The organism is Gemmatimonadota bacterium (assembly GCA_009841265.1).
In the GTDB taxonomy this organism is placed as follows: domain Bacteria; phylum JAAXHH01; class JAAXHH01; order JAAXHH01; family JAAXHH01; genus JAAXHH01.
Genome location: VXMB01000009.1, coordinates 826,766 through 848,355, shown reverse-complemented (window position 1 = coordinate 848,355; position 21,590 = coordinate 826,766). Strand labels below are relative to the sequence as shown.

The 21,590-nt window shown below is 61.0% G+C and carries 19 protein-coding genes; 7 read left to right on the top strand and 12 right to left on the bottom strand.

All coding sequences use genetic code 11. From position 1 onward, the window contains the following. Positions 1-49 precede the first annotated feature (49 nt). From moaA to ilvD, 5 genes are all read left to right on the top strand, one after another. Positions 50-1,042 carry a GTP 3',8-cyclase MoaA gene (moaA, locus tag F4X08_08565; GenBank protein ID MYD25853.1) on the top strand — a complete coding sequence of 331 codons (993 nt, stop codon included), beginning with the start codon at positions 50-52 and terminating at the stop codon, positions 1,040-1,042. Positions 1,043-1,054: 12 nt separating this feature from the next. Further along, positions 1,055-2,236, top strand: coding sequence for a molybdopterin-synthase adenylyltransferase MoeB (gene moeB, locus F4X08_08560; GenBank protein ID MYD25852.1), 1,182 nt, complete (start codon positions 1,055-1,057; stop codon positions 2,234-2,236). A gap of 215 nt (positions 2,237-2,451) precedes the next feature. Continuing rightward, on the top strand, positions 2,452-3,342 hold the full coding sequence (locus tag F4X08_08555; GenBank protein MYD25851.1) for an NAD-binding protein: 891 nt from the start codon (positions 2,452-2,454) through the stop codon (positions 3,340-3,342). A 22-nt stretch (positions 3,343-3,364) separates the two neighbouring features. Next, positions 3,365-3,838: a cytochrome c gene (locus tag F4X08_08550; GenBank protein ID MYD25850.1), complete on the top strand. Its 474-nt coding sequence runs from the start codon at positions 3,365-3,367 to the stop codon at positions 3,836-3,838. Positions 3,839-3,941: 103 nt separating this feature from the next. After that, positions 3,942-5,618 carry a dihydroxy-acid dehydratase gene (gene ilvD, locus F4X08_08545; protein ID MYD25849.1) on the top strand — a complete coding sequence of 559 codons (1,677 nt, stop codon included), beginning with the start codon at positions 3,942-3,944 and terminating at the stop codon, positions 5,616-5,618. 98 nt (positions 5,619-5,716) lie between these two features. Here the strand turns inward: ilvD and rocF are convergent, their stop codons facing one another. The 3 genes from rocF to F4X08_08530 all read right to left on the bottom strand — a co-directional run bounded on the left by rocF (position 5,717) and on the right by F4X08_08530 (position 7,956). After that, positions 5,717-6,625 carry an arginase gene (gene rocF / locus F4X08_08540; protein ID MYD25848.1) on the bottom strand — a complete coding sequence of 303 codons (909 nt, stop codon included), beginning with the start codon at positions 6,623-6,625 and terminating at the stop codon, positions 5,717-5,719. 10 nt (positions 6,626-6,635) lie between these two features. Next, positions 6,636-7,064, bottom strand: coding sequence for a cupin domain-containing protein (locus tag F4X08_08535; GenBank protein ID MYD25847.1), 429 nt, complete (start codon positions 7,062-7,064; stop codon positions 6,636-6,638). A gap of 64 nt (positions 7,065-7,128) precedes the next feature. Further along, positions 7,129-7,956 (bottom strand): phosphoenolpyruvate hydrolase family protein, encoded by an 828-nt coding sequence (locus tag F4X08_08530; protein ID MYD25846.1) that lies wholly within the window; start codon positions 7,954-7,956, stop codon positions 7,129-7,131. A gap of 333 nt (positions 7,957-8,289) precedes the next feature. On the opposite strand from F4X08_08530, the gene F4X08_08525 reads away from it, so the two are divergent. Both F4X08_08525 and F4X08_08520 read left to right on the top strand, forming a co-directional pair. After that, the gene (locus tag F4X08_08525) at positions 8,290-10,650 is read left to right on the top strand and encodes a hypothetical protein (protein ID MYD25845.1); all 2,361 of its coding nucleotides are present in this window, start codon (positions 8,290-8,292) and stop codon (positions 10,648-10,650) included. 7 nt (positions 10,651-10,657) lie between these two features. Then, complete coding sequence (locus F4X08_08520; protein MYD25844.1) at positions 10,658-11,521, top strand: phytanoyl-CoA dioxygenase family protein; 864 nt, start codon at positions 10,658-10,660, stop codon at positions 11,519-11,521. A gap of 63 nt (positions 11,522-11,584) precedes the next feature. Here F4X08_08520 and F4X08_08515 read toward each other — a convergent pair whose 3' ends face one another. The 9 genes from F4X08_08515 to F4X08_08475 form a co-directional block, all read right to left on the bottom strand. Next, positions 11,585-12,451: a porin family protein gene (locus F4X08_08515; protein MYD25843.1), complete on the bottom strand. Its 867-nt coding sequence runs from the start codon at positions 12,449-12,451 to the stop codon at positions 11,585-11,587. A gap of 157 nt (positions 12,452-12,608) precedes the next feature. Then, entirely contained in the window at positions 12,609-13,454 is an 846-nt protein-coding gene (locus F4X08_08510; protein ID MYD25842.1) for a hypothetical protein, read from the bottom strand. Between the two features lie 147 nt (positions 13,455-13,601). Continuing rightward, a complete protein-coding gene (locus tag F4X08_08505) occupies positions 13,602-14,675 on the bottom strand; it encodes a DUF4432 family protein (protein ID MYD25841.1) in 1,074 nt (357 codons plus the stop codon). 64 nt (positions 14,676-14,739) lie between these two features. Then, positions 14,740-16,416 (bottom strand): glutamine--tRNA ligase/YqeY domain fusion protein, encoded by a 1,677-nt coding sequence (locus F4X08_08500; GenBank protein ID MYD25840.1) that lies wholly within the window; start codon positions 16,414-16,416, stop codon positions 14,740-14,742. 153 nt (positions 16,417-16,569) lie between these two features. Next, entirely contained in the window at positions 16,570-17,328 is a 759-nt protein-coding gene (locus F4X08_08495) for a class I SAM-dependent methyltransferase (GenBank protein MYD25839.1), read from the bottom strand. Between the two features lie 229 nt (positions 17,329-17,557). After that, positions 17,558-18,391 (bottom strand): class I SAM-dependent methyltransferase, encoded by an 834-nt coding sequence (locus F4X08_08490; GenBank protein MYD25838.1) that lies wholly within the window; start codon positions 18,389-18,391, stop codon positions 17,558-17,560. 189 nt (positions 18,392-18,580) lie between these two features. Continuing rightward, complete coding sequence (locus tag F4X08_08485; protein MYD25837.1) at positions 18,581-19,405, bottom strand: carbohydrate ABC transporter permease; 825 nt, start codon at positions 19,403-19,405, stop codon at positions 18,581-18,583. Positions 19,406-19,409: 4 nt separating this feature from the next. Beyond that, positions 19,410-20,261, bottom strand: coding sequence for a sugar ABC transporter permease (locus F4X08_08480; GenBank protein MYD25836.1), 852 nt, complete (start codon positions 20,259-20,261; stop codon positions 19,410-19,412). Continuing rightward, on the bottom strand, positions 20,258-21,568 hold the full coding sequence (locus F4X08_08475) for a sugar ABC transporter substrate-binding protein (protein MYD25835.1): 1,311 nt from the start codon (positions 21,566-21,568) through the stop codon (positions 20,258-20,260). Before F4X08_08475 ends, F4X08_08480 begins: the two co-directional genes overlap by 4 nt. Positions 21,569-21,590: the final 22 nt, after the last annotated feature.

The following is a 21,590-nucleotide window of genomic DNA, read 5'->3' as shown; positions in this document are numbered from 1 at the left end:
ACTAAACATAGTGTCATTCAAGGCCGCCCGCACGGTCACGAGATATAGCATGAGTTACCAGCTGACGGACAGTTTCGGTCGAACGATCAACAACCTTCGGATATCGGTGACGGATCAGTGTAATTTCCGCTGTATCTACTGCATGCCCGAAGTGGGGATGATCTTCCAGCCACGCGAAGAGATCCTGACCTTCGAGGAAATCACGCGTTTCGTCGGTATCGTCACCGGGCTGGGCATCTCCAAGCTGAGGTTGACCGGTGGAGAGCCGACCGTCCGGAAGGACCTGCCGGTACTGGTGCGCATGCTCGCGGAGATACCCGGCGTCCGTGACATGGCCATGACGACCAACGGATTCCTGCTCAAGAAGATGTCACACGACCTGCGCGAGGCGGGACTGCCCCGGATCAACGTCAGCCTGGATACGCTGGACGAGGAGAAGTTCAAGGAGATGACCCGCCGCGACGTCCTGCACAAGGTACTCGACGGATTGGAAGAGGCGACCCGGCATTTCCAGCTTCCGATCAAGATCAATGTGGTCGCCATGAAGGGATATACCGAGGACGAACTCCTCGATTTTGCGAAACTGGCGCGTACGGGACCGTACCAGGTGCGCTTCATCGAGTTCATGCCGCTGGACGCAGACCGTTCCTGGACGCGAGACCAGGTGCTGGACGGTGCCGAGATTATCGAACGAATAAGCGCGCAGTGGCCCCTGGACGCCGTGAAGCGGCCCAACCAGCGGGAACCGGCCGACCTGTTCCGGTTCCGGGACGGACAGGGCGAGATCGGACTCATCGCTTCGGTCAGCGAACCCTTCTGCGGCAGTTGCAACCGCATACGCATAACGGCGGACGGCAAGCTCAGGACCTGCCTGTTCTCCATTAACGAAACCGATATCAAGGCCCTGCTGCGGGGCGGTGCCTCGGACGCCGAGATCGCCGAGACGGTGATCGAGGCCGTACGGAACAAGGAACCGGGCCATCACATCAACGAACCCGATTTCGTCCAGCCGGAACGGACCATGTCCTCCATCGGCGGATAGCAGGAGATCATCATGAGTCAGCGGATGTCATCTCAGGAACTCCTAGCCCAGGTCAAGGGCGAAGTGAATGAGATGTCCATGGAAGAACTCAAGGAAAAGCTGGATCGGAACGCCGACCTGGTCCTGATCGACGTACGCGAACAGGACGAAGTCGACCAGGGCGTCATCGTCGGAGCGACCCATATTCCAAGGGGATTTCTGGAGCTCAGGATCGAAAACACCGAGAGCGACCGGAACCGGGAAATCGTGCTGTATTGCGCTGGCGGCAACCGCTCGGCGCTGGCGGCGCAGTCGCTGGAAGCCATGGGATACACCAATGTCATCTCCATGCGGGAAGGATATACGGGATGGAGCGCCGCCGGTTTACCCACGGTCCAGGAGCGGAACTTGAGCAAGGAAGAACGCCTCCGGTATTCCCGGCACCTGATCGTGCCCGAGATCGGGGAGAAGGGCCAGGTGAAGATCCTCGACGCCAGGGTGCTGCTGGTGGGATCGGGCGGACTGGGATCCCCGGCAGCTTACTACCTCGCGGCCGCCGGAGTGGGCACCATCGGGCTCGTCGACTTCGACGTGGTGGACGTGACGAACCTGCAGCGGCAGATCATCCACGGTACGTCCGACATCGGCCGTCCCAAGGTGGTGTCCGCCCAGGAGACGATCAACGACCTGAACCCCGACTGCAACGTGATCCTCCATGAAACCCGCCTCATGGCCGACAACATCATGGAGATCATCAAGGATTACGACATCATCGTCGACGGTTGCGACAATTTCCCGACACGGTACCTGGTGAACGACGCCTGCGTGCTGGCCGGCAAGCCGAACGTCCACGGCAGTATCTACCAGTTCGACGGTTACGCCACGGTGTTTCATCCGGACCGGGGACCCTGTTACCGCTGTCTCTATCCCGAACCGCCGCCACCCGGCGCCGTCCCCAGTTGTGACGAAGCGGGCGTGCTCGGTGTCCTTCCCGGGACGGTGGGACTCATTCAGGCCACCGAGACCCTCAAGCTCATACTCGACCAGGGCGATCCGCTCATTGGCCGGATCCTGATGTACGACGCGCTGGACATGACCTTCCAGACCTTCAACGTCCAGAAGGATCCGTCCTGTCCCCTGTGCGGCGAGAATCCCACGATAACCGAGTTAATCGACTACGAAGCCTTCTGCGGCTTCGCGCCGGCCGCCGGTTGACGGCGGGTGGGTCGCGTAGTTTATTGGCCGCGTAGCTTCCTGTAAGCAAGCCGCCCGGTACACCCGGATCATCAGGTTCGCCGGAATCGCCTGTTCTACAGTTCGACGGAACGCAGGCGATGGTTGAACTGGCCGGTCCACCCAGGCAGGACGGACATTCTGTGTTCGCGAATCCACATTCACTTCCAACCGGAAAACCATAAGGAATCCACACCATGGCGGAAAGAATCGGTTTCATCGGCCTCGGCATCATGGGCGAGCCGATGTGTCGCAACCTCATGAAGGCGGGTTATGCCTGCACCGTGAATACCCGGACGAAATCGCGGGCCGGGCAGCTGCTGTCGGAAGGCGCGGTCTGGGCCGACAGCCCGGAAGAAACGGCGGGCAAGTCGGACGTGATCATCACGATCGTGACCGACACGCCGGACGTGGAGAAGGTGATCCTGGGTGAAGGCGGGATCATCGAGGGCATCAGTCCGGGTTCGGTGGTCATCGACATGAGCACCATCTCCCCCTCGGCCACGCGGACGATGGCCGCGGCGCTCAGGGAGAAGGGCGCCGACATGCTCGATGCGCCGGTCAGCGGCGGCGACACCGGGGCGATCGCGGGGACCCTGTCCATCATGGTGGGCGGCAGGCAGGAGGTCTTCGAACGGTGCTTGCCCGTCTTCGAAGCCATGGGCAAGAGCATCAACCTGATCGGCGATCACGGCGCGGGACAGATGACCAAGCTGTGCAACCAGGTGGCGGTCAGCGTAACGAACCTCGCCATGGCGGAAGCGCTCATCCTGGCCGCCAAAGCCGGCCTGGACATGGAGAAGATGCTCGCCGCGATCAGCGGGGGCGCCGCGGGTTCCTGGCAGCTGTCCAACCTGGCGCCGCGCATCATAAAGCGGGACTTCGATCCGGGATTCATGGTGAAACTGCAGCAGAAGGACTTGCGGCTCGTACTCGGCGCCGCCTCGGAGCTCGGACTGGGACTGCCCGGCGCGAGCCTCGCCCACCAGTTGTTCAATGCCGTCGAGGCCGCGGGCGAGGGCGACGAGGGCACGCAGGCCCTGGTGAAATCCCTGGAACGAATGTCCGGGGTGGAAGTACACGGCTAGAATCGACCCCTGAAGGAGATCGATGCGATTCAGCGTCCTGGTGACCCTCTTCGGTGTCGGCGCGGTCCTCATGGCGGTCGCCGTGGTCTTCATGTACGGGACGGACGGAGCGGGCGAACCCCGCACGCCGGCGGAGCACGGCAGAAGACTCTTCCGGCTGCAGGGCTGTGCAACGTGCCACGCCATCGGCGGAGGGATTTCCCGGGGACCCGACCTGGCCGGGCTGATTCCCCGGCTTTCCGCCCGCCTGACCGACACGGCGTACCAGCATCATCTGGATTCGCTCCGGGTGGCCAGACCGGATGCACACGCCTTTTTCGCGCCGCGTTACGAGCAGGTGCTTGGCACGCAGGGCGAAGAGCGGATCAAGGCCTGGTTCGCAGAGCACCTGCGGAATCCCCGGTTCGATCACTTCACGGGACTGATGCCAGACTACGATCATTTGACGGAAGAACAGGTGGGTAGGCTGACGGCCTTCATAATCACGCTCAAGTAGCGTCGATCGCGCTTTGCTGCCGCCGATCGAGCCTTGCTGCGGCCGGGTGGCCGGCGGCCGATACGGACTATATAAACCTTTCAAGCAGAACGGAGACCGAAAAATGGCAGACGATGGAAAGAGACACAGCAGAACGATCACCGACGGGCCCTCTCGCGCCCCGGCCCGGGCCATGCTCAAGGCATCCGGGTTCACCGACGCGGACCTGGCTCGGCCGATTATCGGGATCGCCAACACCTGGATCGAAATCGGTCCCTGCACCTACCACCTGCGCGACCTGGCCGAATACGTGAAGGAGGGCGTCCGGGAGGCCGGCGGCACGCCCATGGAGTTCAACACCGTCTCCATCTCCGACGGAATCACCATGGGCAGCCAGGGCATGAAGGCTTCGCTGGTCAGCCGCGAGGTGATCGCCGATTCCATCGAGCTGGTCACGATCGGGAACATGTTCGACGGCCTGATCGCCCTGTCCGGCTGCGACAAGACGATCCCGGGCACGGTCATGGCCCTCGGCCGGGTGAACGTGCCGTCCCTGATGCTCTACGGCGGCTCGATCATGCCGGGCAGCTTCCAGCAGCACGACGTCACCATCCAGGACGTGTTCGAAGCGGTGGGCGCCCACGCTTCGGGAAGGATGACCGACCTGGAGCTCAAGGACATGGAAGATCACGCCTGTCCGGGCGCCGGTGCCTGCGGCGGCCAGTTCACGGCCAATACCATGGCCATCGCCTTCGAGATGCTGGGGATCTCGCCCATCGGCAGCGCGAGCGTACCCGCCACCCACCCGGACAAGCCGGAGGTGGGCCGCGAATGCGGACGACAGGTCATGGAACTGGTGCGAAGGAACCTCTGCCCGCGGGATATCATGACCCGGCAGGCCTTCGAAAACGCCATCGCCGCCGTGCTCACCACCGGAGGTTCCACCAACAGCGTGCTGCACCTGTTGGCCGTCGCCCAGGAGTCAGGCGTGGACCTGCAGATCGAGGATTTCGATCGGATCAGCGAGAAGACGCCGCTGCTCGCCGACCTGAAACCGGGTGGACGTTTCGTCGCCAATGACCTGTTCGCGGCGGGCGGCAACCGGCTCGTGGCCAAGCGCATGCTGGAAGGCGGCATGCTCCACGAGGATGCGATCACCGTTTCGGGCCGGACCATCGCCGAGGAAGCCGCACAGGCGTCCGAGACGCCGGGCCAGGTGGTCGTCCGGAACCTCGAGGACCCGCTCAAGCCCACCGGCGGCTACGTGATCCTCAAGGGCAACCTTGCCCCCGAAGGCTGTGTCCTGAAGGTCGCGGGCCACGAGAAGACCCACCATCGGGGCCCCGCACGGGTGTTCGACTGCGAGGAAGACGCCATGGCGGAGGTGATGAACGGGGGGATACAACCCAATGACGTGGTGGTCATCCGCTACGAGGGACCGAAGGGCGGCCCGGGCATGCGCGAAATGCTGGCCGTCACCGGCGCCCTCGTCGGCCGGGGCCTGGGAGAATCGGTCGCGCTCATGACCGACGGCCGTTTTTCCGGCGCGACCCACGGCTTCATGGTCGGGCACGTCGCGCCTGAAGCCGCGGTGCGCGGTCCCATCGCCGCGCTGCGCGACGGAGACACGGTGGTCTTCGACGTGGCGTCCCGCCGACTGGACGTGGAGTTGCCCGACGAGGTCATCGCCGAACGCATTTCCGACTGGACCGAACGGTCATCCCGTTTCGGCGACGGCGTCATGACCAAGTACGCCCGGCTTGTCTCTTCGGCGGCCACGGGGGCGGTCACCCGGGCCTGACCGACGACAGCACGTGCACGCCGGCACTCGCCCGACAACTCGTTGCGTGTTTGAAGCAGCCAGCTGAAGGCGTCGCAAGTAAGGACGGATCAGACGGGCTACAGGATCCCGCGGCCGAGCGCTGACAGCAGGAGTTCCACGCCCAGTTCGGCCGTGGCGTTCCCCATGTCGAGGATGGGATTCAGCTCGACCATGTCCAGGGCGCGCAGCAGTCCGCTGTCGGCCACCGTTTCCATGAGCAGGTGGGCCTCCCGGTAGCTCAGTCCGCCCTTACCCGGCGTACCCACCCCCGGTGCGATGCCCGGATCGCACACGTCAAGGTCGAAGGACACGTGCACGCCCGCCGTGCCGTTCCCCGCAAGTTCCAACGCTTTCTGAGCTACCCGCGCCATCCCAAGCTGGTCCACGTCTTTCATCGTGTAGACTTGGATACCGGACTCGAGCACCAGGTTGCGCTCGGCGGGGTCAAGGTTGCGAACGCCGACGAGTACGGTGTGCTCCGCTTCGACGGCCGGACCGGCCGGACCGAAACCCGACAGTTCGGCGGGCTCGCCGCCCAGCAGTGCGGACAGCGCCATCCCGTGGACGTTGCCGCTCGCGCTGATGCCAGGCGTGTTCATGTCCCCGTGGGCGTCCACCCACAGCAGGCCGATGCGTTCGCCGTCGTCTCGGGCGCGCGTGGCCGTGGCCACCACCGAACCGGCGGCAAGACTGTGATCGCCGCCCAGGACGATGGGCACCGCGCCTTCGCGGTGCACGGCTAGCGCCGTATCGTAAAGGTTGCGGCAGACCTCCGCGATGTCTTCGATGTACTTCCTGGAGGCGTCGCCCGGGCTGCACAGTTCCCGGATGGGCGCGGACAGGTCGCCCCGGTCCGTCACTGTTCTCCCCAGGGCGGAGACCCTTTCGCCCACGCCGGCGATGCGCATGGCGGATGGGCCCATGTCGACGCCGCGGCGTCCCGCGCCGAGGTCGAGCGGCACTCCGATGATATGGATGGGGTTCATTTGTTATCGGTTACTCCCGCACGGGCAACTCGCCCGGAGGTGCGATGCGGCAGCCGGGTAGGGTACGGAGAAAGGCTTCGGGACCGGGCGGACAGTAGATGGCGATGATGCGCATGGGTTCCCATCCCGTGTTGATCGTTTCGTGGTACATGTCGGCGGGAATATGGCACATCATGCCGGGTCCGACCTTCCGTCGTATCTCCTGCCCGTCTTCCTCCACCATCTGCTCGCCTTCCCCGGATATGTAGTAGAGGATCTCCTCCACGCCGGGGTGGTTGTGCCGCTCGTGGCCCTTGCCGGGCTCAAGCACGACCAGTCCCATGCTGAAGCGATCGGTCTCGGTCACCCGGGGCTCGCTGAACCACTTGATATTGCCCCAGTCGAACATCATGGTTTCCACGTCGTCCGGTTCTACGAATCGAAGGCCCGGTTCTGGCATGGCTGCCTCCTTTGGTTAGCGCTCGGCGCGGTGCCGCAATCGGCCCGTCCAAACCCGTACAGACTTAAATGGCCAGTCCCTTGAAGTGACGGACCTGTTCCGTCAGCGCCCGTTCCACGGGAAGGCGCTCGATGCTCGACGCCCCGAAGAAACCGACGACTCCGGTCGTGTTACTCAGCACGTATTCGGCATCATCGGGTTCGGCGATCGGCCCGCCGTGGCACAATACGAGGATGTCTTCCCTCACCCCGACGGCCGCGTCCCGGATGGCCTGGACTTTGACGGCGGCCTCCGCCAGCGTCATGGCCGTCTGCGCGCCGATCGTACCGCTGGTGGTCAGACCCATATGGGGCACGAGCACGTCCGCGCCTGCCTCGGCCATCTTCACCGCCTCCTCCTCGTCGAAGACGTAGGGACAGGTGAGGAGTCCGGCCTGGTGCGCCTCCGCGATCATTTCAACCTCCAGGTCGTATCCCATGTTCGTCTCTTCCAGGTTCTGACGGAACAGCCCGTCGATGAGGCCGACCGTGGGGAAATTCTGCACACCCGAGAAGCCCTGGTCCTTGAGCTGCCGGACGAAGACGCTCATGATGCGGAAGGGATCCGTACCGCAGACCCCCGCCAGCACGGGGGCGTCCTCCACGATGGTCAGGACCTCCTGGCCCATCTCCACCACCACCTGGTTGGCATCCCCGTAGGGCATCATGCCCGATAGCGAACCGCGCCCGCCCATTCGATAGCGCCCGGAGTTGTAGATGATGATGATGTCGGCGCCTCCGGCCTCCGCGCACTTGGCGGAAAGCCCCGTGCCGGCGCCGGTGCCGATGATCGGCTTGCCTTCGGATACCTGCGCCCGCAACCGCCGCAGGCATTCGTCATAGGGTATGGCCATGGTTTGCTCCGGGATGAACTGAGTGGTGCGTGGTGAGTGATGCGTGGTGAAAAACGTGGTTTTCGCGACTATGAATCCGTTGACTGTCGAACCCGTAATATGATTCGAGTATAGGAATCCGGCGAACCAGCGTCAACGAAATTGGCGTGCCGGAACAAGGGGCCGGCAATCTGATTGAATCGGCGCTGGCCGCATTGTATTTTCTTGGAAAGGAGCGCCGTCAGCGTTTCCTTCCGCCCCACCGTACTGCCCTCCGAAGCAAAACCGGAGCAGGAACAGATACCCTGAGAGAACCATCCCATGATCTGTACCGAACACCTGCGGATTTTGCCAATGCAGCACGGGGATGCCCACCTCCTACGTTTCGAAGTCTGTGATCCTGAGCGTGGCTGGCGCACCGTGCTGTCCCACCGGGCCGTAAACAAGCACCGGCCCTGGGAAAAAGACGAGGGGTCGTCAGTTGAAGACCTGGAAATCGCGCCCTCAACGGGTGAATCGGGCGCGGTCTACACGGAAATCGCCGAACTGGGTACGAACGGACTCATCCGCCGCGGAAAGATCGGTGTTCACAGGATCGAAGAACGGATAACCGTCGAGTCCGCCAACCGGTTCCGCGTCGAGGTACGCGATTGCCTCACACGTTCGGGCGTGCTCCTCGCACGGCTCATGAACCACTATTACTTCATGCCCAATGACCGGGCGATGGGCTACGCTCTGCCCCTGGATTTCGCATGGCTGCCGGGTTTGCACGACCATGAGGATCACGTGGCCGGCGATTGGTTCTTCCGTTCGCCCTGCGCAATCGTATTGGCCCACGGCGTCTATGCCGCCATCGTGCCCGATCTGGACCGCATGCAGGAGCACCCGGACCTGCCCCACGCCCTCGACCTGCGCGCCTGGCATCATCCCGGCAGTGGAGAGACCTACGGGCTCCCCCGCATTTCCTATGGAATCTGCAGATGGAAACCGGACGGACACGTGCTGACGGCCCGTGATGATGCCGCACCGGTCAGCGGGACCGAGATCACCTATGGCTTTGATCTCCTGATCGGCACCGGCGAGGGTCCTGAATCGATCGTGGCCCAGGTCACGGAGTTGTTGTGGGACAAATACGGGTCGCGGTACTTGAAGGACATTCGGCCCCAGGTCATGCCCTTCGAGGAGTACGGAAGACGGTACAGCTACAGGCATGAACTAAAACTGTGGACAAAGCCCGTATCTTTCGGTATTCGAAAGGGTTATGGCATCGACAACACCTGGCGCAGAGGAGTCAACTACCATGCCTGGGAGAATGACTTTCAGGCGGGCTTCGGACTCATGCATTACGGAAGGAAATGGGAGGACGACCATCTCTCTTCCATCGCGGAGGGCATGATCCATCTGCGGCTTTCTTCGCCCAGGCGAGACGGCACTTTCCCCTGTGTATACAATGTAGATACAGCATCCTGGGAAGGGGCCATGTACTGGACCTCGTGGCCCGCGCACCCGATGGATGGATATGACCTCCAGTCCATGGGCGTTACGGCCTGGTGGATGCTTTACTGGTATGAGCAATACCCCGATCTCGAACGCGGGTCAGAAGTTCTGCATTGGATCATCGATTTCTGCCGGTTCCTGGTTGACGCCCAGCTTCCGTCCGGCGCTATCCCCACCTATTTCGACCGTCAGCTCCACCCCGCGCCGCAACTGAAAGAAGACGCACCGACGGCGATCGGCGGCGCGGTGCTGGCGAAGACCGCCCGTATCGTTGGAGATCCTGAAATGGAACGGGCTGCCGTGAAGGCCGGCGCGTTTATGAACCGGGAAATCGTACCGCGGATGAAGTTTCAGGATTTCGAACTCTTCTATTCCTGCGCGCCGAGACCCCTGTACTGGGTCGATCCACTCAACGGGATCCCGCCGGTCAATACGCTGGCTATTCAGTGGGCAGCGGATCACTTCCTCGCCCTGTACCGGCTGACGGAGGACAGACTGTGGCTGCGGCAGGGCGAGTACTGCCTGGGCTTGCTGTCCCTGTTCCAGCAGGTGTGGGCGCCGAACCGGTTCGGCAAGGCCTACCTCTTCGGCGGTTTCGGCGTGATGAACTGCGACGGGGAATGGAACGACGGCCGGCAGTCCCGCATGGTGCCCACCTACGCGGACTACTACCTGGCAACGGGCAAGAACGAATACCTCGAGCGGGCCGTGGCCGCCAGCCGCGCCTCCTTTGCCGCCATGGACATGGAGGAGAACCACGCCAACGACATCAACGACTACCGTGTGACCATGGCGGAACAGGTACAGGTGAAGCCGGGAATCGGGTTGTCCCCCGAAAGCCTCATGCACGGCGATCCAGAGGTGCATTCCGGCGAAGGCGGTGGCTGGACGGGCTTCAATTGGGGGCCCGGCGGCGGCCTCGCCGCGACTGCTTACCTGGAGCGGCATTTCGGCGGCGTGTGGGTGGACGGTTCATCCAGGAAAGCGGTTGCCATAGACGGTGTCACCGCGGAAGTGACGGGATGGTCGGACAATGCCATAGAACTGTCCGTGGTCAACGCGCTGGGAGACCTCGCTATGCCACACTCGGCGCGGCGAGAAATCCCGCTGAAATTCGGCCATCTGGTCGAAGACGCATACCGCATCGTGGTGAATAAACAGCATCTGGGAGATTTTCCACGTGAGACGCTGGAGATGGGACTGAAAATCGAAGTATGACGTAGCCATTTCGGAGAAAGGAACGTCCTTGAAACTGTCGTTGTCACAACTCGAAGCGTATCACCGGGACGGATGTGTCATTGTCGACTGCCCCTTTCCGCAGACCCTTACGCAGGACTGCCAGAGTGCCGTGGAAAAGGTTGCCATCGATCCTGAGTCGGTCACCGCAGATACCCGACGGAATCATTATCGGCTGGCTCCGCAGATTCCCGGCTCCTACTGGTGCGCGCTCGACCATGCCCTGCCTTTCCTGAAGATCATGCTCCATCCGGAAATCCTCGAAATGGCCAGGCAACTCTCCGGCGACGACGATGTCTATCTCCGCAACGGCGGCATCAATGAACTGGCGCCCGACCACTCGTTCTGGTGGCACCGCGACAGTGAAATGGTCTACACCGAGTTCATGCACTACTTCTCGGGCGCATCGGTCGAGCAGGGCTGTCTCCGGGTCATTCCCGGCAGTCACATCGGGTCCGCCGACCGGTTCAAGGAGGAAGCGGAACGTCGGCGGCGCGACCAGGGATATCCCGAGGAATACTGGGTCGATGGCCTTGTGGACGTGGAATTGCCGGGAGAGATCCCGCTCGAGGTCAGGCCGGATCAACTCATCGTACGTGATTCAAGGATCTTTCACGCGACCGGGCTCAATACCTCGAATGAAGGCAGGTCGATGAGCCACTGGCTGTTTCGAGATGGAGCGAGTAACGACCACCGGTTCCGTTTCGAGGATGTGCTTACCGATGAACTGATCGAGGCGCTTGCACCTGAGCAGCGGGACGCGCTCTGGCTGGCCCGAGATTTCGAGATCGCAGAGGGTTACCGGGAAGAACGGATAAGAGAGGATGGGAAGGTGGCGTGGGGAGTGGTGTGAGTAGATTCTCTGAGTCCGGGACAGAAAGCGTCTTCGCACAATCCTGGTTAGCCGGCGGAGAGTTCAAAACCCATAGCGCAGCGACATCCTGAATCCCTGCCCTCTGAGCATCGCCCAGGTTTCGGCGAGGTCTAACTCCAGCGGTTCGCGGCTGCCGTCCTTCCAGATGACCCGGCCGGTGGCTCTTCCGGTCTCTACGATTCCCCAATTCACGTATCGCCATGCAAGATCGAGCGTGATCCTATCCGAAAGAGACGTAGCCACTCCGGCTGCCAGCATTACGGAGAAATCGACCCGCCGGCCGTCCGGAACGATGGTCTGCGTCCTGGGAAACGTCATAAGGTATTCGCTGATATCGACATAATGCAGTCCCGCGCCGGCACCCGCGAACACACTAAAGGGACCGTGCGCTATGAAATCCATGTACGCGGTGACCGTACCGGAAGCGGCCTGCAGGTCCGCCGATACGGACTGTAGTGCATCGGTCTGAAGGAAGTTGGCGGTCCCTTCGAAGGCGAAACTCGGACGGTAGGATATGGACGTTTCCAGGCGCAGACCCGGTGTCGCGACGTATCCGAGGCCGACCTCGACACCGCCCGCCATGCTGTAATCACCCCGCGTACCTCTCGCGATGCCGTCGCCCCCTGTTCCACACCCGTAGAGCGCCGCAGGAGACGTACTCAGACAGTTCCTGTCCCCGAACCTGGTTGTCGAGGACAGATCGAGGCTCGCACCGGCCCGAAGATAGAAAGGAGTTCGGTGGGTGGTGAGACCGGATGCGGATTTGGTGGTCTCGGTCTGGAGAGAAGGACCGCTTTCTGAGAAGTTTTGAGCATGGGCGACCGACGGAATGATAGCCATGGCGCACACGATCGAAGCCAAAGCAGTAAGCGTTCCGGAACAGATGGCGATCTTACTTTCGTTGGTCATGTTTAGCTTACTGTTAAGTGCAAACGCGCGGTGCTCAATGCTCGTGCAACCTGTCCGGTGGCGAAACCTCTGAGCGAGAGCGGAATTCTGTCGGCGCGAAGTTCAAATGCTGGTCGGATGATGCCAGATTCCTAATAACACCGTTCCGATGTCCGTGTTAAGCGTACTTGTCATGTCCGGACTCCGAGGAAGTATCAATCCGTTCTTTGATTCCTGCTCGGTAGCGGTCAATCCATTCGGCGTTGAGTTCGTCTGCAAGACGTCTGTTATGAGTCGAAATCTGGCGTCCGGGTGGTAGCTTGAGGCCGAGGAAGTCAAGGATTTCACAGACTACTTTGACGGGGTCAGCGTCCAGGTCTTCATACCGCACCATATGCGGCTGAATTCCAGCGGAAGCAAACCACGCCCTCCAAGACGAATTGTGATCTTCTATCACTTGCACCAACTTATGGATCAGATCGAAGTCGAAACGTGGTTTTATTACCGGCTGTTTCAGCTTCTCCCGATCGGTCTGGTGCCAAACACTGGATTGCTCAGCCCGGTGCCACGACACAGCCTGCGCCAGCACATCGTCTCGTTGCAGATAGATGAACCCCGTATGGCCGAGCGCCTGGTTCAACAGTTCGATATCGTGACCAGCGGGAGCAGGATAGACGGTACCCAGTCTGTCGAACAAATAATCCAAAGTACCCCACATAATCCGGGCGGCAAATACTCCGTTTTCTGACCTGCCCGCGGCGAGGGCAGCACGTATGAACTCGGAATACTCGAAGATCCTATCGGAAGAGCGGACAATGTCCCATCGCTCAGCCCACAACTGCTCATCGGGTTGTCGGAAGTACGACTCGGGCTGACCCGCGACTTTCGTGGACGCCATCAATCCACACAACAAGGTACTGCCCGTACGTGGGGTGGCGCAGATCAAATACGAATCGATGCGTCCCATCCAAAAACCTACCTCACTGGTTCTTGATAACCTGTCTACGCAGGCCAAACACACCATCCAACCTGTTATCGAACCTTAGTCTATGCGAGATGATTGTCGTCAGGATTAAGGCAGAGCAACCGGCGCAGGTCGACGATAGGCGGCCCACCCCGTTCATCCGATTTTGATGCGGAGACAACGTTGACCCGGCCAGTGAGGATCCCCTCACCCAACCTTCGCCTCGAACGCCGCAATCTCCTCAGCACCTTCCAACACACCGATCTCAAGGTGAAAATCGCGCACTTCGTCGGGCTCGATGTGCTGCAGGTAGCCGTTCTTGCGGTTCCAGGCCCGGCCGAGCATACTGACGTTGCCCGGTTCGATGCCGGTGACGTAGGTTCCCTTGTGGAAGTGCTGCCAGTGGCTTACGAGGGGGATTTCGGCCTTGGGGAAGGACCAGTACAGACCCAGACCTAGTCGGTCGTTGATCAGTCCTACGTGGCACAGACCGCTGGCATCGGCCCGGGGACGGAGGACGTAGACGTCGTCGTGCGCTTCGTCGGCTGGTGCTGAGACCGTAGAAAACGTCTCTGGGTCGACCTCCCGGTCTTCGAGCCATTCGGTTGATTTTTTGCTGTCGATGACGACGCGTGTGCCCTCGTCGAGGATGGGGAAACCGGGGTTGCAATGATAGACGAACATCAGGGGTGAGCGATCGACGGATTGGTTGTGAATCCGGTCGTGGATGTGCAGCGATTTCTCGCCCAGGACCGTCGAGATTTCACGGGTGAGTTCCAGGTTGGTGCCGAAGACGACGGCTTCCCGGATCTTTCCGCGCACTTTGATGACATAGTCGTCGCCGTCCCACTGGCCATCGGTATGGACCTGCCGGGCTGGAAGGAAGGACAGGCGCCCGTGGAGGCCGAGTTCTTCGTTTTCTTCTTCGGGATCGACTTCCGGATGTCCCGTGAACGTCATCCCGCAGCTCAGGACCAACCCGCCGTAGAACCCGCGCATCCAGCCGTAGCCCTGCGGTTCGTAGAATGACGGTCCCACGTCACCCGTATTGCCGCGGAAGCAGAGCGACATGCCTTTGTAGTGGGCCGAGGCCACGTCAAGTGCCCGTCCCGGCAGCAGGGAGAAACACAGGCCCGAGGCGTTGAATACCTCGATGAGATCGGCGCCCCGGTCGCTGCCTTCGCGCAGTTCGCCGTACCGGGCGTGGGCCACCTGGCTCATGTCGCCGACGAGATCGAGCAGTTCCCTGCGTGTATACTCTTTTCCGAATAGACGTGACATGGTCACCTTCCTGGATGGAATCGTCTCTGTCAGTAACGTAAATGCTTACGCTGCTAGCGCTTATCTACTTCTGCTGGATCTTTGCCCAGGTGTCGCGGAGGGTGATCGTCCGGTTGAACACCGGTCCGTTGGGCTGCGTTTCGACGGCGTCAATACAGAAGTAACCCAGCCGCTCGAACTGGTAGTTCACGCCGGGTTCGGCTTCCGCCAGTCCGGGCTCGACCTTGCAGTCCGTGACGGTCTTGAGCGAATCAGGATTCAACAAGGACCGGTCGTCGTCGACTTCACCCGGACGGGGATCCGGATCGCTGAACAGCCGGTCGTAGAGACGCACGGTGGCGTTCAGTGCGTGCGCGGCCGATACCCAGTGAATGGTGCCGCGTACCTTCCGGCCGTCCGGCGTAGACCCGCCCCGGGATTCGGGATCGTAGGTGCAATGCAGTTCGACCACTTGCCCGTCATCGTCCTTGATCACGTCCGTGCAGGTGATGTAGTAGCCGTATCGCAGGCGGACTTCCCGGCCCGGCGCCAGCCGGAAGAACTTCCGCGGCGGATCTTCCATGAAGTCGTTTCGCTCGATATAGATTTCACGGGTAAAAGGCACCTGCCGCGTCCCCATGCCCTCGTCTTCCGGGTTGTTCACGGCTTCCATCTGCTCGGTGCGGTCGGTGGGGTAATTGGTGATCACGACCTTCAGCGGGTCAAGCACGCCCATGACCCGAGGTGCCCGTTTGTTCAGGTCCTCCCGGATGATGAAATCCGCCAGGGCCATGTCGATGAGATTGTGGTTCTTGGCCACGCCGACGCGGTCGCAGAGGGTGCGTACGGCCTCGGGGGTGTATCCCCTGCGCCGCAGGCCGGACAGCGTGGGCATGCGGGGATCGTCCCAGCCGGAAAGCACGCCTTCTTCGATGAGCGGCCGGTAGAAGCGCTTCGAAAGCACGGTGTGGGCCAGCGCCAGCGGCGCGAATTCGATCTGCTGGGGGTGGTAGACGTCCAGCCGGTCCAGGATCCAATCGTAGAGCGGCCGGTTGTTCTCGAACTCCAGGGTGCAGAGCGAATGGGTGATGCCTTCGATGGAGTCCGACAGGCAGTGGGTGAAGTCGTACATGGGAAACACGCGCCACTTGTCCCCTGTACGGTAATGATGGGCGTGCCGGATCCGGTAAAGCACGGGGTCTCGCATCGTCAGGTTCGGATGAGCCATGTCGATCCGCGCCCGCAGGACGTGCGCGCCGTCCGGAAACTCCCCGGCCTGCATGCGTTCGAACAGGTTGCGGTTCTCGCCAGCCGTCCGGTCGCGATACGGACTGTTCCGGCCCGGTTCCGTGGGTGTGCCGCGGTGGTCCCGCATTTCTTCCCAGGTCAGGCTGTCTACGTAGGCGTCGCCCTGGTCCACGAGTTGCAGCGCGTAGGCGTACAACTGATCGAAGTAATCCGAGGCGAAGTAGAGCCGGTCCTTCCAGTCGAAACCCAGCCAACGGATGTCCCGCTTGATTCCCTCGACGTAGTCCACGTTCTCAGTTTCCGGATTCGAGTCGTCGAACCGGAGGTTGCACAGGCCTCCGTATTCTTCCGCCACTCCGAAATTGAGGCAGATCGACTTGGCGTGGCCGATATGGAGATAGCCGTTCGGCTCCGGGGGGAAACGGGTATGCACTTTTCCCCCGAACTTCCCGCTCACCATGTCCGCGTCGATAATCTCGCGTATGAAATCCCGGTATGGTTTTTCTGTGCTCATAAGTTTCTATTCTGGCTACCGTTAGAGCAAATTCAAGACCGTCTAATATAGGGGCTTATGGGTAAATCGGCAAGGTGTTCAGGTCTCTATGTAGCGATTGGATGGAGACGGGCCACCAGGCGAAATCCGAGGTTTATGTTTTGAAGTTTTGTTCTATGGCTTTCTTGCGACGAAGAACATCCTGCCCTGGTGCGGCTCGCCCTCAACAATGGGTTCGTTCCCATCGTAAGACTTTAGCTCTACGAATCCGGCCCTTCTGAGACTGTTCGTGATTTCACTTTCGTCATACCAGCGTTGATGCAGAGAAAAATCGGTTCGCCTCCAGTCTGAACCCTCCAGTTGGAACAATGTGACCTTGATCCTTCCAATCTTCTTGTTTGTATCATGCGAAGATTGAACAACACATACGTGATTGTCCTCCACATATCCGAACGAACCACGCCACCTGGAATGGTAACCTTCCTCCATGTTGAGGTCGAAGGTGAAGTAACCGCCACAGTCTAGGGCGGATAATACACTCTGAAACACTTGTTCAAGTTCGACCAGACTCATCACGTGGTTCAGGCTGTCAAAAGTCGAAAAAACCGCTGAAACCCGATAGGGCAAGATGAAGTTTCGGGCGTCTTGGACGACAAATTCCACGTCCGGAGCGTTTTTTCTTGCTAACTGGATCATCTTTTCCGATCCATCGAGGCCCATAGTGAGAAATCCTTGCCGGGAAAGCCTGGCGGCAAGCTGCCCGGTACCACAGCAGAGATCCAGGACGGCACTGCCGGCTGGGATATTCCTCAGCACCAGATGGTCGAGGGTCGGATACACGTTCGTCGCGAAAGATCCCCAATGTTTATCATAGATGCGCGCAAAGGGGTCATATGCGTCGTAGCGGTTCACTTCTGGACCTTCCTTATGCACAGAGTTCGAATACTAGATTCGTAAGCGGCGATCTTGACTAGCCTATTGTCTTCCACCGTATGTACAGTACTAGCGCCCAAAGACCGATTACGATGGGGACAAGCGTAGCCGCGGCCATCACCGCAAGTACGATCAACTCTATCGTGCTAAATTCCGCTAACATGACTGCACCTCGATAAATGAAGTGACAACGTAGCAAGTATGAAAATCGAAAGCGGCACTATTGATTTCACATAGTTCTCGCCCACGCCCCGATGTGCGGCGGAATAACCACGGGACGCTTCGCCGCGACGATTTCCTCCCGGACCCGCTGGGGAATGGTGTCGATGTCCACCTCTTCGGCGGTCGCGATCCCGTAGTGTTCCAGCAGCGGGACGACGCTTCGGAATGAATTCGCGACGTACGAATACCCCGGCCAGTCGGCGGATCCGCCCAGCAGCATGCCCGCGTCCAGGGTGGGCTCGGGCAGGCCGGCCTCGATGAACACCCGGTGCAGGTCCAGTCCCATATTCGGGTTCGCCCCGGAGCGCTCGAATACCTCCACGATCCAGTCGACCAACTGTCGCATGAGCGGAGTATCCTCGTTACTGTACGACCGGGTCATCGTGAAATCAATCTCCTGGAAGACGACCAGGCCGCGGGGACGCAATCGGGTTACGAGTTGTTTGAGTGTGGCCACGGGATCGGGCAGGTACATGAGCACCAGTCTTCCGATCAGGGCGTCGAAATCGCCGCCCGTGTCCAGGGTGTGCACGTCGCCTGCAAGGAACTTCACGTTACGGTACCCGGACTGCCGGACCCGTTCCCGGGCGGTTTCGAGGATCTCCGGATTCATGTCCACACCCACGACTTCCCCTTCCGGACCCACAAGTTCCGCCGCGACCACCGCCACGTCGCCCGCGCCGCTGCCGATGTCGAGGACCCGCATGCCCCGCGCCAGGCCGGCCGACCGCAGAAACCGATCCGTGATCGGCCTTAAGAGCCGGGACTGCTCGATCAGGCGTTCTGTCTCTTCGTCGCTGCGTCCCATCGTGTATTGCCGCTCGCGGTCTTGATCCGTCATTTCAGATACTTCTCCTTTCCATCCTTCTATTTGCACATACATGCGCAGGTTTGGACTCGTCTGCTCGCAAATCGTTCAAATTGTGAACCATAACGCCAATCGTCAACGCTTTTGAGTAGCGCGTACCGTTCACGTTCCGTACAAATACGGAGAACATACTGTTCGGCCTCAACTACGCCTACTCCACCTCTACTCCTTCACCGCCCCCAGCGTGATTCCCTGCACGAACTCCCGCTGCATCGCGAGGAACAGGGCCATGATGGGCAGGATGGACAGCAGCGTACCGGCCATGAGCATGCCGTACTCCTGCCGGTAGACGCCCACCAGGCTGGCCAGGCCGAGGGGCAGGGTGTACTTGGCGGCGTCCCGCAGCACGATCATGGGCCAGAGAAACTCGTTCCAGGCTCCCAGGAACCCGAAGATGCTCAGGGCGCCCATGGCCGGCTTCACGGCCGGGATGATGACGCGCCAGTATATACCGAATTCTGAGGTGCCGTCGATCCGCGCCGCATCGAGCAGGTCCGAGGGCACGCCGAGAATGAACTGCCGCATGAGGAACACGCCGAATCCGCTGGATGCCAGGTACGGCAGGATCACGCCCTGGTAGGTGTCGAGCCACCCGAATTTGTATAACAGGGTGAACAGGGGCACCAGCACCAGGTGAAAGGGGATCATCATGGAGGCGAGGACGATGGCGAAGAGGACGCCGCGTCCCCGGAACGAGTACTTGGCGAAGGCGAACCCGCCCATGGTGGCGATGGCGAGGAGCAGCAACGTGTGCGAGGTGGCCAGGAAGGTGCTGTTGACGACGTACTGGATAATCGGCATTTCCTGAAACAGCCGGGTGAAGTTCTCGAGAGTGGGGTCCTGGGGCAGAAAAGTGGGCGGGTAGGAGAAAATCTCGCCTGACGGCTTGAAGGAAGCGGAAACCACCCAGAACAGCGGCGTCAGGACCAGGACGGTCAGCAGGATCAAGAGCACATAGGTGATTATGGTGCGAACAGGGTTTCTCATGATGTCAGTTTTCCCTGAATACGCCGAAGAACCGGACCTGGATGATGGAGATAATCCCTATGATCACGGCCAGGGCCCAGCCGATGGTCGCCGCGTAGCCGAGGTTGATGAATTCGAATCCGTGCTTGTACAGGTACATCACCATGGTCATGCTCGCGTTGCCGGGACCGCCCTCCGTGAGCACGTAGGGCAGGTCGAAGAGCTGGAACGACCCGATCATGGACGTGATTACCACGAAAGCGATCACGGGCTTGAGGGCGGGGATCGTCACGTGCACGAAGCTCTGCCACGGGCCCGCACCGTCTACCGCCGCCGCCTCGTAAAGTTCCTGGCGGATGCTCTGAAGCCCGGCGAGGAAATAGACCATGTTGAATCCCGCCCACCGCCAGACGCCGGCCAGCACGAGGGCGGGCATGACCAGGTCGGGATCCTGGAGCCACGGGATTTCGGAACCGAGCAATCTGTTCACCAGGCCATAGCGCCGGTCGTACAAGAGGTAGAAGATAACGGCGATGAACACGCCGGAGATCAGCACCGGTGAGAAGAAGGAAAGACGGAACAGGTTCCGGCCCTTCAGGCGGGCGTTGCTGAGGAGCAGGGCGAGGGCCAGGGCCACGGGCAGTTGCAGGAGCAAGCTGCCCGCGGCGAAATAGGCCGTGTTCCAGAGGGCGGTCCAGAAGAGCGGGTCGGCGATCAACCGCTCGATGTTCTCCAGGCCTACGAAGGTCTGGTTCTGCATGCCCCGGACACTGTACGTGCTAAGACGGATCGAATCGAACAGGGGGTAGACCATGAAGACGCCGAAGAGCGCGAAGAATGGCGCGAGGAAGAAGTAGGGGGCGTACCGGGGCTTCATTCGGTCTCTGCTGTGTTATCCCGCAGCGCGCGGACCTGCTCTGCTAGGTGGGACAGCGCATCGGCGGGCGTCCGAATCCCATTGGCGGCTTCGTACACGGCCTGCCGCAGCAGATCGTTGGCTTCGGCCCAATACGGGTTCAGGTGAAATCCGGGGATGTCGGGCGCGAGTTCCGTCAGGCTTCTACCCAGGACCTGTCCGTCCAGGTACGCCTCGGACTCGCCGTACACCGGGTTGGACCACGCCGACCGGATCGGCGGGATGATAAAGGTCTTGCGGTAACGATTCGCGAGGGCCTCGTCGTCCATGTAGGCGAACTTGGCGAATTCCCAGGCGAGGTCCGGGTTCTCGGTCTGTTTGGTGACCGCGATCATGGTGCCGCCCCAGGTCGAGGTGCGTCGCTCGCCTTCCCGCCAGGCCGGTAGGGGCATAGCCCGCCATTTTCCCTCCAGCTCCGGGACGAACCTCCGTACGAAGCTGATGTACCAGTCCGGTGCCAGCACACCCAGAATAACGCCTTCCTTCATGGCGGCGTAGCTGGCCGGGTCCTGGGAGAATTCGGGGATGGCCAGCTGCTCTTCGTTGAGCAGGCTGCAATAGAATTCCAGGGTGGAAACGGCAATGTCGTTGTCGATGATGACCCCGCCGTTCTCATCGAACATGCCGCCGCCGTTCTGCAGGAGCAATAGCCAGAAATGGCCGGGCTTGTGGGCGCTCAGCATGATCGGGTAGCGGTCGGGCCGCCCGTCTCCGTCGTCGTCGCGGGCGAGTGGTCTCGTCTCGCGGGCGAAATCATCCCAGGTTTCGATGGATGCCGGATCGATCCCCGCTTCCTCGTACACGTCGTGACGGTACAGGAGCATGACGGGATGGACGTCGCGGGGCAGGCCGTATACCCGGCCGCCCAAGGACCAGGGCGCGAGGCGAGCCTGGACGAATTCATCCGCGATCCCCTCGCGCTCGATGCGGTCGGTCAGGTCCACGAAGCCGATTTCCTCCTTCGTGCCCTTGAAGAACCTGCCTACCGATGAGATTTCTACCTCGGAAAGATCGGGGCCGCCGATACCGGAAAGGAAGGCGGCCAGGAGCTTGTCGTGCAGTTTCGAGATCAGCCGAAGTTCGACCTTGACGCCGGGATGGGCCGCCTCGAACGCCGGAATCCTGGCGCTGAACTCATCGTAGTGCGTCTGCGCGAAGATCCAGAACTCCAGCGTGTCCGAGCGGTCATCGCCGCGGAACACGATAACGGGAAAGGCCAGTAGGAAGAGCAGGCCGAAGATCAGGGGAGCCTTGCCGAGGTGGTTCATATGCTACGCCTGTTGCCGGCGA

What these genes read in the sequence shown, in the direction of transcription:
- F4X08_08485 (MYD25837.1), bottom strand. Translation starts at nt 19,405, where the DNA reads ATGAGAAACCCTGTTCGCACCATAATCACCTATGTGCTCTTGATCCTG.
- F4X08_08490 (MYD25838.1), bottom strand. Translation starts at nt 18,391, where the DNA reads ATGACGGATCAAGACCGCGAGCGGCAATACACGATGGGACGCAGCGAC.
- moaA (MYD25853.1), top strand. Translation starts at nt 50, where the DNA reads ATGAGTTACCAGCTGACGGACAGTTTCGGTCGAACGATCAACAACCTT.
- F4X08_08550 (MYD25850.1), top strand. Translation starts at nt 3,365, where the DNA reads ATGCGATTCAGCGTCCTGGTGACCCTCTTCGGTGTCGGCGCGGTCCTC.
- F4X08_08530 (MYD25846.1), bottom strand. Translation starts at nt 7,956, where the DNA reads ATGGCCATACCCTATGACGAATGCCTGCGGCGGTTGCGGGCGCAGGTA.
- F4X08_08515 (MYD25843.1), bottom strand. Translation starts at nt 12,451, where the DNA reads ATGACCAACGAAAGTAAGATCGCCATCTGTTCCGGAACGCTTACTGCT.
- F4X08_08525 (MYD25845.1), top strand. Translation starts at nt 8,290, where the DNA reads ATGCAGCACGGGGATGCCCACCTCCTACGTTTCGAAGTCTGTGATCCT.
- ilvD (MYD25849.1), top strand. Translation starts at nt 3,942, where the DNA reads ATGGCAGACGATGGAAAGAGACACAGCAGAACGATCACCGACGGGCCC.
- moeB (MYD25852.1), top strand. Translation starts at nt 1,055, where the DNA reads ATGAGTCAGCGGATGTCATCTCAGGAACTCCTAGCCCAGGTCAAGGGC.
- F4X08_08510 (MYD25842.1), bottom strand. Translation starts at nt 13,454, where the DNA reads ATGGTGTGTTTGGCCTGCGTAGACAGGTTATCAAGAACCAGTGAGGTA.
- F4X08_08555 (MYD25851.1), top strand. Translation starts at nt 2,452, where the DNA reads ATGGCGGAAAGAATCGGTTTCATCGGCCTCGGCATCATGGGCGAGCCG.
- F4X08_08505 (MYD25841.1), bottom strand. Translation starts at nt 14,675, where the DNA reads ATGTCACGTCTATTCGGAAAAGAGTATACACGCAGGGAACTGCTCGAT.
- F4X08_08500 (MYD25840.1), bottom strand. Translation starts at nt 16,416, where the DNA reads ATGAGCACAGAAAAACCATACCGGGATTTCATACGCGAGATTATCGAC.
- F4X08_08480 (MYD25836.1), bottom strand. Translation starts at nt 20,261, where the DNA reads ATGAAGCCCCGGTACGCCCCCTACTTCTTCCTCGCGCCATTCTTCGCG.
- F4X08_08475 (MYD25835.1), bottom strand. Translation starts at nt 21,568, where the DNA reads ATGAACCACCTCGGCAAGGCTCCCCTGATCTTCGGCCTGCTCTTCCTA.
- rocF (MYD25848.1), bottom strand. Translation starts at nt 6,625, where the DNA reads ATGAACCCCATCCATATCATCGGAGTGCCGCTCGACCTCGGCGCGGGA.
- F4X08_08535 (MYD25847.1), bottom strand. Translation starts at nt 7,064, where the DNA reads ATGCCAGAACCGGGCCTTCGATTCGTAGAACCGGACGACGTGGAAACC.